The organism is Marinobacter sp. es.048, from assembly GCF_900188435.1.
Lineage (GTDB): Bacteria > Pseudomonadota > Gammaproteobacteria > Pseudomonadales > Oleiphilaceae > Marinobacter.
On the sequence record NZ_FYFA01000001.1, the window covers coordinates 2,014,017 to 2,026,469 of the forward strand.

General features: G+C 58.7%; 13 protein-coding genes. 11 read left to right on the forward strand and 2 right to left on the reverse strand.

Going from position 1 to position 12,453, the window contains the following annotated elements; all coding sequences use genetic code 11:
• The first annotated feature begins 15 nt into the window (after positions 1-15).
• Positions 16-2,298 (forward strand): ATPase, T2SS/T4P/T4SS family, encoded by a 2,283-nt coding sequence (locus tag CFT65_RS09335; RefSeq protein WP_088827759.1) that lies wholly within the window; start codon positions 16-18, stop codon positions 2,296-2,298.
• Positions 2,295-3,398 carry an ATP-binding protein gene (locus CFT65_RS09340; RefSeq protein WP_088827760.1) on the forward strand — a complete coding sequence of 368 codons (1,104 nt, stop codon included), beginning with the start codon at positions 2,295-2,297 and terminating at the stop codon, positions 3,396-3,398. Before CFT65_RS09335 ends, CFT65_RS09340 begins: the two co-directional genes overlap by 4 nt.
• Here CFT65_RS09340 and CFT65_RS09345 read toward each other — a convergent pair.
• Both CFT65_RS09345 and CFT65_RS09350 read right to left on the reverse strand, forming a co-directional pair.
• The gene (locus CFT65_RS09345; protein WP_088827761.1) at positions 3,384-3,698 is read right to left on the reverse strand and encodes an EscU/YscU/HrcU family type III secretion system export apparatus switch protein; all 315 of its coding nucleotides are present in this window, start codon (positions 3,696-3,698) and stop codon (positions 3,384-3,386) included. The two genes, CFT65_RS09340 and CFT65_RS09345, sit on opposite strands and share 15 nt — an antisense overlap.
• Positions 3,695-4,954: a flagellar hook-length control protein FliK gene (locus CFT65_RS09350; protein ID WP_228705812.1), complete on the reverse strand. Its 1,260-nt coding sequence runs from the start codon at positions 4,952-4,954 to the stop codon at positions 3,695-3,697. Before CFT65_RS09350 ends, CFT65_RS09345 begins: the two co-directional genes overlap by 4 nt.
• A 255-nt stretch (positions 4,955-5,209) precedes the next feature.
• On the opposite strand from CFT65_RS09350, the gene ccmA reads away from it, so the two are divergent.
• The 9 genes from ccmA to ccmI all read left to right on the forward strand — a co-directional run bounded on the left by ccmA (position 5,210) and on the right by ccmI (position 12,453).
• Positions 5,210-5,848, forward strand: a complete 639-nt coding sequence (gene ccmA / locus CFT65_RS09355) for a cytochrome c biogenesis heme-transporting ATPase CcmA (protein ID WP_088827762.1) — start codon at positions 5,210-5,212, stop codon at positions 5,846-5,848.
• Positions 5,838-6,563, forward strand: coding sequence for a heme exporter protein CcmB (gene ccmB / locus CFT65_RS09360; RefSeq protein ID WP_088827763.1), 726 nt, complete (start codon positions 5,838-5,840; stop codon positions 6,561-6,563). Before ccmA ends, ccmB begins: the two co-directional genes overlap by 11 nt.
• Positions 6,564-6,594: 31 nt before the next feature.
• Complete coding sequence (gene ccmC / locus CFT65_RS09365) at positions 6,595-7,338, forward strand: heme ABC transporter permease CcmC (RefSeq protein WP_088827764.1); 744 nt, start codon at positions 6,595-6,597, stop codon at positions 7,336-7,338.
• 3 nt (positions 7,339-7,341) lie between these two features.
• Positions 7,342-7,581: a heme exporter protein CcmD gene (gene ccmD, locus CFT65_RS09370; RefSeq protein ID WP_088827765.1), complete on the forward strand. Its 240-nt coding sequence runs from the start codon at positions 7,342-7,344 to the stop codon at positions 7,579-7,581.
• 14 nt (positions 7,582-7,595) lie between these two features.
• On the forward strand, positions 7,596-8,066 hold the full coding sequence (gene ccmE / locus CFT65_RS09375) for a cytochrome c maturation protein CcmE (RefSeq protein ID WP_088827766.1): 471 nt from the start codon (positions 7,596-7,598) through the stop codon (positions 8,064-8,066).
• Between the two features lie 37 nt (positions 8,067-8,103).
• Positions 8,104-10,110 (forward strand): heme lyase CcmF/NrfE family subunit, encoded by a 2,007-nt coding sequence (locus CFT65_RS09380; protein ID WP_088827767.1) that lies wholly within the window; start codon positions 8,104-8,106, stop codon positions 10,108-10,110.
• Positions 10,107-10,643 (forward strand): DsbE family thiol:disulfide interchange protein, encoded by a 537-nt coding sequence (locus CFT65_RS09385; protein ID WP_088827768.1) that lies wholly within the window; start codon positions 10,107-10,109, stop codon positions 10,641-10,643. Before CFT65_RS09380 ends, CFT65_RS09385 begins: the two co-directional genes overlap by 4 nt.
• Positions 10,643-11,116 (forward strand): cytochrome c-type biogenesis protein, encoded by a 474-nt coding sequence (locus CFT65_RS09390; protein ID WP_088827769.1) that lies wholly within the window; start codon positions 10,643-10,645, stop codon positions 11,114-11,116. Before CFT65_RS09385 ends, CFT65_RS09390 begins: the two co-directional genes overlap by 1 nt.
• A 68-nt stretch (positions 11,117-11,184) precedes the next feature.
• On the forward strand, positions 11,185-12,453 hold the full coding sequence (gene ccmI / locus CFT65_RS09395) for a c-type cytochrome biogenesis protein CcmI (RefSeq protein WP_088827770.1): 1,269 nt from the start codon (positions 11,185-11,187) through the stop codon (positions 12,451-12,453).

A 12,453-nucleotide genomic window follows, 5' to 3' on the forward strand; every position in this document is an offset into this window, starting at 1 on the left:
TACGGACGCTATTGAATGAAGAGAGTTTATCCGAGGGCCCTTGAGGCCCTCCGATCTGTATCCCGCCATGATTTTGTTTCCGGTTCCGATCTCGCTCCCTCAATAACCGGTCACTCCATTCCCCGTGAAGAAACCGTCAGTCATATCCTCTCGCTGCTTCCCGAGATCGAGCCGGATCAGGTGGTCATGCATGTGGGTGGTGGCTCCGGATATCTCGCCGCCGTGCTTTCTGGCATGGCACATCGGGTGATTTTCCTGGAGAAAAATTCGGTTGTCGCCGAAGCGGCCAGGGAACGATTTTTCCGGCTTGGCATGCACAATGTGGATGTAGTGGTTGCCAGTGCGGAAGAGGCGCCGGAGCCAAACCCCTTATGCGATCTGGTTCTGTGCACCACGTTTATCCAGGATCGAGCTGCATTGGCCCGCCTGCTGCGTGACGACGGCCATCTGGTTTGCCTTGAAGGTCGTGCGGGGCCCGTGCCGAGCCTCGCCATGTTCGTCCGGCGCGATGCCAGACTGGAGCGGGTCCGAACCTTGGGCTGGGTCGACTTTAACCGCAACGTGGAACAGATCCTCATTGATCAGGGGCTTGTAGATGACAAGATCCTGGCCGAGGCAAAAGCGGAAGCGGCGAAGCAGAACTGCCGCTTGCTTGATGTTCTCCGGCGCAAGCTGAATCTTGAAGAAATTGATCTATACCGCTCCCTGGCACGACAGCGGGGTATGACCTTCACCGACGCGGACGAGCTTCTGCCAGATCTTCACCCGGCGTTGTTCCGGCGCTTTTCCCGGACGTTTCTGGATCTGTCGCGGTTGATTCCCATTGCCGAAGAGGATGGCAGAATCACTGTGGTAACTGATGATCCAGATGCGCGGACGGACCAGTTGGAACGTCTGAGCCCCAACCAGGTGGTTGATTGCCTGCTGGTGACACCGACGGATTTTCGCCGCCTCTGGTCAGCGCTGGATCTGACCGCCAAGGGCCGAAGCTTTTCAGCGGATCACGGCCCCGGCCCCGATCAGCAAAAGGACACGGCGGGAAGCACGGATCGAATACTGGGTAAGGATCCGAAGAACAAGCACGTCAGTCCCTATCTGGTGTCTGTCTACGAAGCCATACTGCTGGATGCTGTTAGCGAAAAAGCCAGCGACATTCACATCGAGCAATACGGCGAGCGCATTCGTATTCGCCTCAGGGTGGACGGCGATCTCCACGATTTACCTCAATATCAATTATCGCCCCGGGAAATCAAAGGGGTGATCAATGTGATCAAGCTCCGTGCGGAGCTGAATATTGCCGAGCACCGGCTACCTCAGGGTGGACGGTCACGTTTGCAGCTGGGTGATATGGCCTATGACCTGCGGATCCAGACCCAGCCGTCTCTTCACGGAGAGAATGCCGTTATTCGCCTCCTGCCCCAGACAGGGCGCGCCATGACCATCGCCGAGCTCGGCATGTCGCCGATGATCGGCGCCCGCTATCAGCGCCTGCTGGATAACCCGGCCGGACTGGTGCTGGTGGTGGGGCCGACCGGTTCCGGCAAGTCCACCACCTTGTATGCAGGGCTGCAGACTCTTGCCGATGATGGTCGCCGGAAAGTGATTACAGTGGAAGACCCTATTGAATACTCCATCGATAACATCCAGCAGACCCGGGTCCGGTCGGAAATTGGCTTTGGTTTCGCCGACGCCATGAGAGCGTTTGTCCGGGAAGATCCGGATGTGATTCTGGTGGGCGAGATTCGAGATCAGGAAACTGCGCTGGAAGCGATCAGGGCCTCCCAGACCGGGCACGTGGTTCTGTCTACGCTGCACTGCAACGACGCGGTGGATTCACTGCAACGTCTATACGATCTGGGTATCCATCCTAACTCGATTGCCGGTGAGCTGCTCGCTGTCATTGCCCAGCGCCTGGCCAAGCGGATCTGTAAGCATTGCAGCAAGCCTGCAGAGCCAGATCCGGTGATTCTGTCCGAGGTGTTTCCTGATGGCCCGCCCGCGGATTTCCGATGCTTTGAAGGCGCCGGCTGCGATAAATGCAACGGTCGCGGCACCCGGGGTCGTGTGGCGATTGTGGAGTACATGGAAGTCGATTCGGACATACGGAACGCTATTTCCAGCCAACCACCCATCGGCGAATTACGCTGGCGCGCTCTCGATGCCGGCCTGGTAACCATGCGGGACAGCGCTCTGGACCATGTAATTGAAGGCATTATCCCGCTTTCCGAACTGCCGCGAATTCTCCCGAGGGAACGCATGGCACCGGAAGTCCGTGGCGGCCGCAGGAGTCAGGAATGAGTAACAAGCAATCTGTTAACAAGGCGGCCCAGCGGCAGCCCGTGGAGGTAGTCTACTCTGCTGAGCTGGACAAGCTCAGGAGTATGGATAACGGCCCAGTGCCTCCCGGCTGGCAGATGTCGCCCCGTGCGGTGGAAAGGTTTGTGATGGGAGATGAGAAACTCGGCATCGAACGAAAATTCGTTGCCGACCGGGCCATGGTGGTCCGGATCATCATTTCCCTTTGTACCAGTCGCGGCTGCCTTCTGGTTGGCGAGCCGGGGACGGCCAAATCCTGGTTGTCGGAATTGCTGGCTGCCGCCATTTCCGGCAGCTCCACCTTAACCTTGCAAGGTGGGGCGGTTAGCAACGTTGGGCAACTGTTATACAGCTGGAACGAAGCGGTTCTGCACACCGAGGGTCCCTGTCTGAAAGCGCTGGTACCCAGCCCGTTGTTGCGGGGGATGATGGAGGGTCGAATGGTGCGGTTTGAAGAGATCGCCCGCTGCCCACAGGCGCTGCAGGATGCGCTGCTCTCCGTTCTTTCCGACAGGGTCGCGGTGATTCCCGAGCTGGCGGGTGACGACGGTGTAGTGCTGGCACGGGAAGGCTTTAATGTCATCGCCACGTCTAACAGTATCGATGAGGGTGTCCATCGGATGAGCGCCGCGCTGAAGCGGCGGATGGACTTTGAAGAAATCCGGCCAATCCGAAATCTGGCCGACGAGATGGGCGTGGTGCTTCGGGAAGTCAGCAGGGCTAACCGCCGGGCTGGCATTGAGGTGGAGCTTGATGAGACGGTCATCGAGATTCTGGTGACCATGTTTCACGAGCTGCGCAATGGCCAGACCCTGGACGGCCGTAGTACCGACCGGCTTGCCGGCTCAGCGCTGTCCACGGCGGAAGCCGTTTCCGTTGCCCATGCGGCCAGCCTCAATGCCTGGTACTACGGTGGCGGGAGTATCACGGTTGAGCAGTTGATGCACCACATCATCGGCTCGGCTCTGAAGGACCAGCCCGAGGATCGGCGCCGGTTGCGCCATTACTTTGAAACCACCGTGGCGCCAAGGCGTGGCGATAACTGGCAGCAGGCGTGGGCGCTCCGGTCACTGATTCACTGAATCTTCCGGTGCGCCGGGCTTGCGGTCATCAGGTGTCAGCCCGCGAATGTGGAAGGCAAAGGCCAGGATCTCGGCAATCACCCGGTACAGTGATTCAGGAATCTCTTCGTTCAATGACAGGCGGGCCAGAATGCTGGCCAGTTCTGCGTTTTCGTAAAGTGGCACATTGTGCTCGCGGGCTATGCGGATGATTTCTTCCGCCAGCTCGTGGGTGCCTGTAGCGCTGATGGTGGGCGCTTTCTCACCATCGTATTTCAGCGCGACTGCGGCTCGGCTGTGCTGTTCTGTCTCTGATGTCATGCCCGGGTATCCACCAATCTGTGTTCGAGTCGGGTTACGCTGCTTTGAGGCGTGCCGCGGCGGCAGTCCAGGTCGGTCACTTCCAGACCCAGATCGGTCAGGCTCTGTCGTAGTGCGGGAAGCTCCTGGTTCACCTGACGCAGGGTTGCCTGTTTCTCCGCCCAGACCCGTGCGCTGACCGCCTGCTGGCGAAGGGCGACATCGAAGTGCAGAGGCCCTGCCTCATCCAGATCCATGGTCAGTGAAAGCCGCCATTCGGCTGTGGTGGTTTTCGCGGATCTGGTTTCTGATTCCCTGTCTTCGGGATATTGTTCGATCCGGACCTGAGCCAGCCTCGGTTCGTTCTGGGGTGTCAGCCATGGCAGGTCAAGTACCAGGGTGGACGCGGGTGCCGGGCCCGGCGCCTCGCCACCACCCCGTGCCGTCAGTACTTGGCTGTGTAACTGGTTGACGGTGATCCGGTTGAGCATCCCCGCCAGCAGGCGAAGCATCTGCCCCACGGTGGGCGCGTCGCCACTGCCCGGGGGCTGGGGTGTTGACAGGGGTTGGGGAAATTGCAGTGGCGCCTGCATCAACTCCGGCGTTGCAATAGGTGTCAGCCGGTTGAACTGTTCCGGAGTGCTGCCCTGTTGGGCAAGCAATGCGGTGATCACCCTGCCCAGCGCTAGCTTGAGATCGGGTAGCTGGGCCGACGGTGTCTGGGCCAGGCGTGACTCGGCGAAAAGTCCACTCTCAGAAAGCCATTGGCGGACCTGCTGCGGTGTTGCGTCCTGGCCGCCTGAACCGGGGGTCAGGCTGGTTCCCGAAGGTAGCCTCGCCACCAGTTGTTCAATAGCCTGCCTGGCGGCTTCCGGAAGCGGTTGAGCACTTCGTGATGACGGCAGTTGCCCGGGTAGCGGTTCCTGCCGCAGGCCTTGTGTCAGTGTCCCCAGCAGCCTGGTCAGGCCGCCGTCCAGGGTTTGCTGCCACGGCAGACGTTGGGCCAGGGCACGGGCAATCCCGGCTTCGGGTGCGGGCGCCAGTTTGCCCATCAGCTGTAGTTCATTGCCTGCACGCATCACTTTTACCCAGTCACCGGTAGCCAGTTCTGTTTTGCCGACAGCGGCCTGAACAAGAAGCGACTTGCCTCGAATGTCCAGTAACAGATCCGCGTTGTTGCCGCCCTGGCGGTTGATGATCTCCGCCACCCGGGCCAGGGTGGTTTCCCTGTTGGCCAGCTGCATCTGGTCGAGCAGCTGCCGGGCTGATGCCGCCATGGGCTCGCCGGCCGCTTCGGATGTGACCGCGGGCCGGGAAGTCTGCGTTGCAGGCTGGGCAGGAGTTCTCGGTGGCTGTTGTCCGCTGGGTAGTTTCATCGTCACTGATTTGATGTTGGACAAGAGTAATCCGCCGGCGCTTTCGTTATAATACGCCGCGCCGGTAGGTCACGCGCGAACAATGTTCATGGCTGCCGCTGTCACGAATGCACGCGATGCCGTTTTCACGCGCATCGTCCTGGTTACGGGGCCCTGATGTCTGAGCCGTTATTACAGGCTGTCGATCTGCAGTGCGAACGGGATGAACGCATCCTGTTCCGTGACCTGTCGTTCTCCATACTGCCCGGTACGGTCACCCGTGTCGAGGGCCCGAACGGCTCCGGCAAGACCACTCTGCTGCGGATGCTGGCAGGCCTGAATGACGCTTGGTCCGGCAAGCTGCTCTGGTGCGGCAAGCCCAGGTCTGCCCAGCGGGAAGAATTCCTCCGCAATACCCTGTATCTTGGCCACCGGCCCGGCATTAAACCATTGCTGACACCGATGGAAAATCTCCGGGCACTGACGGCAGGGCGTCGGCCGCTGCCGGATCCGGTTCTGCGCGAGGCGCTTGCTGGTACAGGGTTGACCGGGTTTCAGGATGTGCCCTGCCGGAATCTCTCCGCAGGTCAGCAAAGACGGGTGGCCCTGGCACGCCTGTTAATCGCCGATGAGCCGCTATGGCTGCTGGATGAAGTTTTTACCGCCATTGATGCGAGCGGCGTCAGCGCCATTGAAGAACTGCTTCAACAACGGGCTGCCGAAGGAGGTGCGGTGGTTGTGACGACCCACCACGATCTCAGCATACCCGGTATGCAGCGTATTGTTCTGGGTGGAGGTGCAATCAATGAATGCTGATTGCCGACCGGCGTTGACTTTACAGCAAGATGCTGTCGGAGTACTGGCGGCGATGCAGGCTGTGTTTGCCCGGGATATGAAGGTGGCCTTCCGGCAGCGGCAGGATCTTCTCAATCCGCTATTGTTCTTTGTCATGGTCGTAACCCTTTTTCCCCTTGGGGTTAGCCCGGAAGTGTCATTCCTGCGGGAGGCCGGAGCGGGTATCCTCTGGGTGGCGGCGTTGCTGTCGGTGTTGTTGTCACTGGACCATCTGTTTCGACATGATTTTGATGACGGCACGCTCGAGCAACTGGTGCTTCAGCCCCAGCCCCTGTTTCTGCTGATATTGGCAAAAACAGCGGCGCACTGGGTATTGACAGGCTTACCGCTGGTGGTACTGACGCCGGTTTTGGGCGTAATGGTTCATCTCGACGGGAACTCCATCGGAGTTTTGTGTCTAACGCTGCTGATCGGTACACCTGTGTTGAGCCTGATCGGGTCTATCGGCGCGGCACTGACGCTTGGATTACGGTCGGCAGGGGTACTCTTGTCCCTGCTGATCATTCCGCTGTACATTCCCGTCCTGATTTTTGGAACGGGAACGGTGGCTTCGGCTGCGGAGGGTGCTCCCGTGGGTGCCTATCTCGCTTTGATGGGCGCATTTCTGATGCTGGCACTGACTCTGGCGCCCTTCGCATCGGCAGCGGCGCTGCGTATTAGCCTGTCTAACGGGTAAAACAAGGTAACGGTAGGACGGTGACCATCTGATGTGGCAATTTTTTCACAAGCTGGGTTCTCCCAAATGGTTCTTCGGGATTGCAGCCCGGCTGATGCCCTGGCTACTGGCAGGTGGCATCCTGCTGTTGATGGCGGGCATTGTGTGGGGGCTGGCCTTTGCGCCGAAAGATTACCTGCAGGGCAATAGCTACCGGATTATTTTTATTCACGTGCCCACGGCCTTTCTCGCCCAATCAGTCTACGTAATGATGGCTGTGGCAGCCGTTGTCACTCTGGTTTGGCGCATGAAGCTGGCCGATGTATTTGTGAAGTCGGTCGCGCCGGTGGGTCTGGTCCTGACCTTTCTTTCACTGTTTACCGGCGCTGTCTGGGGTAAGCCCACCTGGGGAACCTGGTGGGTCTGGGATGCCCGGCTGACCTCGATGCTGATCCTGCTGTTCCTGTATGGCGGCGTCATTGCCCTGGACAGGGCGATCAATGATGAAAAATCTGCGGCACGGGCGGTAGCGGTGCTTGTGCTGGTCGGGGTGGTAAATATACCGATTATCCAGTACTCCGTTGAATGGTGGAATACACTACACCAGCCGTCGACGTTCAAACTGACGGAAAAGCCGTCCATGCCGGCAGAAATGTGGGTGCCTTTGCTACTGTCGGTGCTGGGGCTTTATCTGCTGTTTGGCTGGCTAGCCTGTCTGCGTATGCAAACAGAGATTCTGTTACGCGAGCAGAGAACGCGCTGGGTTAAAGATTACGTTTTGGCCGGGAGGGTCTGAAGTATGGCGTTTGATTCCTTTTCGGCATTTATGGTGATGGAAGGCCACGGGCCCTATGTGTGGTCTTGTTACGCTGCATTTTTCCTGCTTATGATTGGCCTGATGGTCTGGTCACTGCGCCGCCGAAAAGCGGCCATTGAAGCCTGCCGTCGAGGTTATGAGTTCCAGGCCGGGCGGAAGGATCAGCAGGCGGCATCGGCTTCGGCAGCGTCCTTCACCCGCGTCAAGGTTTCCCAAGACTGAAAGGCAGATAGCTGATGCATCCAATCCGAAAAAAGCGACTGACAATCGTCCTGTTCCTCCTGGTGGGACTGGGCATTGCTGTGAGTCTGACCACCTACGCGTTGCGCCAGAACATCAATCTGTTCTACGACCCCACCCAGATTTCCGCAGGTGAAGCGCCGTTAGATGTCAGAATCCGGGCCGGTGGCATGGTCGAGGAAGGATCGGTTCTCCGTGATCCGGACAGCCTGATGGTTGAGTTCAAGGTAACCGACTTCAACGCGTCAGTGCCGGTCCAGTACACAGGTATCCTTCCGGATCTGTTTGCCGAAGGGCAGGGCGTAGTTGCCATGGGCAGACTGGATAATAACGGTCGCTTTGTGGCCGATCAGGTTCTGGCCAAGCATGACGAAAACTATATGCCGCCGGAAGTTGCGGATGCACTGGAGAAGGCCGCGAAGGGCCAGCAAAAAGCCAGTGGCAGTGCGGAAACCGTATCCTACTAACCGTTTTATTTAACAGCCTGGTTTCTGGAGGCCTTTGATGTATCCCGAACTCGGACAGCTTGCACTGATTCTCGCGCTGTTGTTGGCAGTGCTCCTTTCCGTAGTCCCCCTCGCCGGTTCCCTGACCGGCCGGGACAATCTTCAGGCATTTGCCAGGCCGCTGGCGTCGGGCATGTTTGTTTTTATCGGTCTTGCCTTCGCAGTTCTGACCCACGCGTTCGTGACCGACGACTTTTCCGTGGCCTATGTTGCCAATAACAGCAACAGCCTGCTGCCCTGGTATTACAAGTTCAGTGCGGTCTGGGGCGGTCACGAGGGCTCACTGCTGCTCTGGATACTGATGCTGGCTGGCTGGACATTGGCGGTCGCTGTGTTCAGCCGCCGCCTGCCTGCGGTGATGATCTCCCAGGTGCTCTCGGTATTGGGTATGGTCTGTGTGGGCTTCCTGCTGTTTATTGTTCTCACCTCGAATCCATTCGACCGCCTGCTGCCCAATGTGCCTGCCGATGGCGCGGATCTTAACCCGTTGCTGCAGGATTTCGGGCTGATTGTTCATCCGCCGATGCTCTACATGGGGTATGTCGGCTTTGCGGTGGCTTTCGCTTTTGCAATCGCCGCCCTGATCAATGGCCGGCTTGATGCTGCCTGGGCCCGTTGGTCGCGCCCGTGGACCACAGTTGCCTGGGCGTTTCTCTCCCTTGGTATTGCGCTCGGAAGCTGGTGGGCCTATTACGAGCTTGGCTGGGGCGGCTGGTGGTTCTGGGATCCGGTGGAGAATGCGTCGCTGTTGCCGTGGCTGTCCGGTACTGCGTTGATGCATTCGCTGGCGGTGACAGAGAAACGCGGCGTGTTCAAGAGCTGGACAGTGTTGCTGGCGATCGTAACATTTGCTCTCAGCCTGCTTGGTACCTTCCTCGTTCGATCGGGGGTGCTGACCTCGGTTCACGCCTTTGCCTCTGATCCGGAGCGGGGCACTTTCCTGCTGGCCCTGCTTGCAGTAACAGTGATCGCAAGTCTCGCGCTCTATGCATTCCGGGCGCCTGTAGTGCATGTCCGCTCCCGTTATGGCTCGCTATCGCGGGAAGTGTTTCTGCTGTTCAATAACGTGCTCCTGGTTTCAGCGACGCTTCTGGTTGCCGTCGGCACCTTGTATCCGTTGGTCCTTGATTACCTGGATCTGGGCAAGCTGTCGATCGGTGAACCGTTCTTCAACCTGACGTTCAGTCCCCTGGCGGTGGCGACGGGCCTGTTGTTGGGTGCCGGCATTTTCTCCCGGTGGAAGAAAACCGATGGTGGCTGGTTGGCGCGAAAGCTGCTCTGGCCCCTGGCAATCAGCATTGTCGCCACCACCGCTGTACTGATCGGTTACGGCGGCTTCAAGCCGTGGGCGTTCCTGGGCATTTTCTCCGCTATGTGGGTAACGGTTGCCACCTTCTGGGATCTCTGGGACAAGTCCTCTTCCCGGAAAGGCCGCATCCATGGGCTCAAGCGCCAATCCCGCAGCTATTTCGGCATGGTGCTCGGACATCTTGGCTTGGCTATTACCATGGCGGGCGCAACGGTGGTGTCGAACTACGGTATCGAGCGGGATGTACGCATGGTGCCGGGTGATGTAGCGACAGTCGGTGATTATCAGTTCGTGTTCAAGGACATCGGTGCGCGTCAGGGCCCCAACTTTACCGCTCAGTACGGCACCTTTGATGTCATGCTGGATGGCGAGCGAGTTTCCGTGCTCCATCCTGAAAAGCGCCAGTATTCAGTTGGTATGAGCGTTATGACTGAGGCCGACATCGACGCCGGCCTGTTCCGGGACATCTTCGTGGCTATTGGTGAACGTATCACCGACGAGGCCTGGGCCATTCGCCTGCAATACAAGCCACTTGTACGCTGGCTCTGGCTGGGCTCTCTGTTTATGGCGGCCGGAGGCTTCCTGGCTATCTCGGATCGCCGGTATCGAATCCGGGAGGGCGCCGACCAGAAGGTGCAGGCCGGCCCTGGGGTGCCGGAACCTGGCTCTGCCACGTCCGCCGGAGCAACCTCATGAAGCGGTTCCTGCTCTTTCTGCCGCTGCTGATCGCCCTTGTAGTCGGTGTGGTGCTGTTCGCGGGTATTGGCAAGGATCCCACCAAGCTTGAGTCGGTGCTGGTCGGCAAGCCAGTGCCGGCATTCAGCCTGAAGGACCTGCACAACCCGGAGACCATGCTGGACCAGAGCCTTTTCCGTGGCCAGGTCAGCCTGTTGAATGTATGGGGAACCTGGTGTCCCGCCTGTAAGGATGAGCACGCCGACCTGATTTGGCTGGCCGAAGAGAAAGGCGTCAATATCATTGGTCTGAACTACAAGGACAACCGTGAGGATGCCTTGGTCTGGCTTGATCGTTTAGGGGACCCATACCGGAAAACCATCTACGACCCTCGGGGCACGCTCGGGTTCGATCTGGGGGTATACGGAGCACCGGAGACCTTCGTGATTGATGCCGGCGGTGTCGTCCGCTATCGCCACGTGGGTGTCGTCAATGAAACGGTCTGGGAGGAGAAGTTGCTCCCGGTCATCAATGACGTTCGGGGGAATGGCTGATGCTCCGGATCCTCTACCTGGTTTTTGCACTTCTGTTTTCAGGAATCGCTGCAGCCGATGTAGCTGACGTATACGATTTTGAGGATCGGGTCGAGGAGCAGCGTTTCCAGAACCTGATTTCGGAACTGCGCTGCCCGAAATGTCAGAACCAGAACATTGCCGATTCCAACGCGCCTATCTCGAAGGACATGCGGGATGTTGTCTATCGGATGATGAAAGACGGGTCCAGTAACGAGGAAATCGTTGAGTCTCTCGTTGGCAGGTTTGGTGAGTTTGTTCGCTACAAACCCGAGCTGGACAGCCGGACATTCCTGCTCTGGGCGACACCTGCGATCGCGGTGTTCGGCGGGTTTTTGGTGGTTGCCGGTGTGGTTATCCGTTCCCGGCGAGCGGGCCCGTCAGGCCCGGCGTTGAGCACTGAAGAGAAAGCCCGTGTCGACAAAATGCTGACAGAGCAGGACAGACCGTCCTGAAGCCGGCACTTGTCGGCATGTCCTGGCCGCTACCTCATTCTTAATTCTGAACCTGTGACTGAAACTTCATGACTGACATTTTCTGGATTGCCGCAACGGTACTGATCGTTCTTGCCCTGATGTTTGTGTTGTACCCGGTCTTTTTCCATCGGCTCGGTGCGAGAAAACAGACAGACCTGAAAAACCAGAATCTGATGGCCTATCGCTCCAGGATGAAGGAGCTCGATAACGAATACGAGGCCGGTATTCTGGACGACGAAAATTACCGTCAACTCAAAGAAGAGCTTGCGGGAAGCATGCTCGATGACGTTCCGGAGCAGGAACAGGTAAGGCCCGTGATCAGTGGCCGCAGGAGCGCCATGGCAGTGGCGCTGGTATCGATTCTTCTGATCCCCGCGGCCACCGTTTATCTGTATGAGCGCTGGGGCGCGATGGACCGGGTTGAACAGTTCATCACTATGCAGGAAATGGGAGCTACCGAAGGATCGAGACAGGCCCAGATGACCGAGCTTTCCGGGCAGCTCAGGGAGCGGCTGGAAGCCAGCCCGGATAACCCGGATGGCTGGGCGATGCTGGGGCGCACCTACATGCGCCTGGAGCGCTATGACGATGCAGCCTGGGCATTCCGGCAACTGGCCGACAGTGTAAATGACGATAGCCGGGCGAGAGCCGTTGCTTATGGTCTGTCTGCCCAGGCGCTGTTCTTCGGTAGCCAGGGCGCAATGACGAAAGAGGTTACGGCGGCCATTGAACAGGCCCGTGAGCTGAACCCGGATGAAGTGAATGCCCTCGGGTTGCTGGGGATCAACGCCTTCAGCCAGCAGAACTATCGGGAAGCCATCGAGTACTGGGAGCGAATCGAAATCGTAGCACCGGACCACCCCCAGATTGGCTCCATTCGGGAAGGTATTCGTGAAGCCTACACCCGTCTCGGCGAGGAACCACCGGCACAGGTGGCCGCAGCCGAAACCTCCGGTGCTGGGGTTACCGTTCGGGTAACGCTTTCCGAGGACTTCCAGACTCAGGTGCCTGCAGATACCACGCTGTTCCTGTTTGCCCGCCAGCCCAATGTCCAGCAGGGTCCGCCTCTGGCAGTAGCGCGGCTGACGGCAGATCAGTTGCCGGTGGAGATCCGGCTGGACGACCGGTACGCCATGTCACCCCAGGCCACCATTTCCAGTGTTGAAGAGGTTGTCGTGACGGCCCGTCTCAGCCGTTCAGGCAGTGTCAGCGCCCAAGCGGGCGACTGGCAGGGCAGCACCGACGCGCCCATAAGTGTTAATGAAAGCCAGGAAGCGCCGGTAGCGGTTGTGATTGATCAGCAGTTGATTGATTAA

Excerpts from the sequence above, each read along its gene's own strand:
- CFT65_RS09385 (WP_088827768.1), top strand. The coding sequence starts at position 10,107 with ATGAAGCGGTTCCTGCTCTTTCTGCCGCTGCTGATCGCCCTTGTAGTC.
- ccmC (WP_088827764.1), top strand. The coding sequence starts at position 6,595 with ATGTGGCAATTTTTTCACAAGCTGGGTTCTCCCAAATGGTTCTTCGGG.
- CFT65_RS09350 (WP_228705812.1), bottom strand. The coding sequence starts at position 4,954 with ATGGCGGCATCAGCCCGGCAGCTGCTCGACCAGATGCAGCTGGCCAAC.
- CFT65_RS09380 (WP_088827767.1), top strand. The coding sequence starts at position 8,104 with ATGTATCCCGAACTCGGACAGCTTGCACTGATTCTCGCGCTGTTGTTG.
- ccmD (WP_088827765.1), top strand. The coding sequence starts at position 7,342 with ATGGCGTTTGATTCCTTTTCGGCATTTATGGTGATGGAAGGCCACGGG.
- CFT65_RS09390 (WP_088827769.1), top strand. The coding sequence starts at position 10,643 with ATGCTCCGGATCCTCTACCTGGTTTTTGCACTTCTGTTTTCAGGAATC.
- ccmI (WP_088827770.1), top strand. The coding sequence starts at position 11,185 with ATGACTGACATTTTCTGGATTGCCGCAACGGTACTGATCGTTCTTGCC.
- ccmA (WP_088827762.1), top strand. The coding sequence starts at position 5,210 with ATGTCTGAGCCGTTATTACAGGCTGTCGATCTGCAGTGCGAACGGGAT.
- CFT65_RS09345 (WP_088827761.1), bottom strand. The coding sequence starts at position 3,698 with ATGACATCAGAGACAGAACAGCACAGCCGAGCCGCAGTCGCGCTGAAA.
- ccmE (WP_088827766.1), top strand. The coding sequence starts at position 7,596 with ATGCATCCAATCCGAAAAAAGCGACTGACAATCGTCCTGTTCCTCCTG.
- CFT65_RS09335 (WP_088827759.1), top strand. The coding sequence starts at position 16 with ATGAAGAGAGTTTATCCGAGGGCCCTTGAGGCCCTCCGATCTGTATCC.
- ccmB (WP_088827763.1), top strand. The coding sequence starts at position 5,838 with ATGAATGCTGATTGCCGACCGGCGTTGACTTTACAGCAAGATGCTGTC.
- CFT65_RS09340 (WP_088827760.1), top strand. The coding sequence starts at position 2,295 with ATGAGTAACAAGCAATCTGTTAACAAGGCGGCCCAGCGGCAGCCCGTG.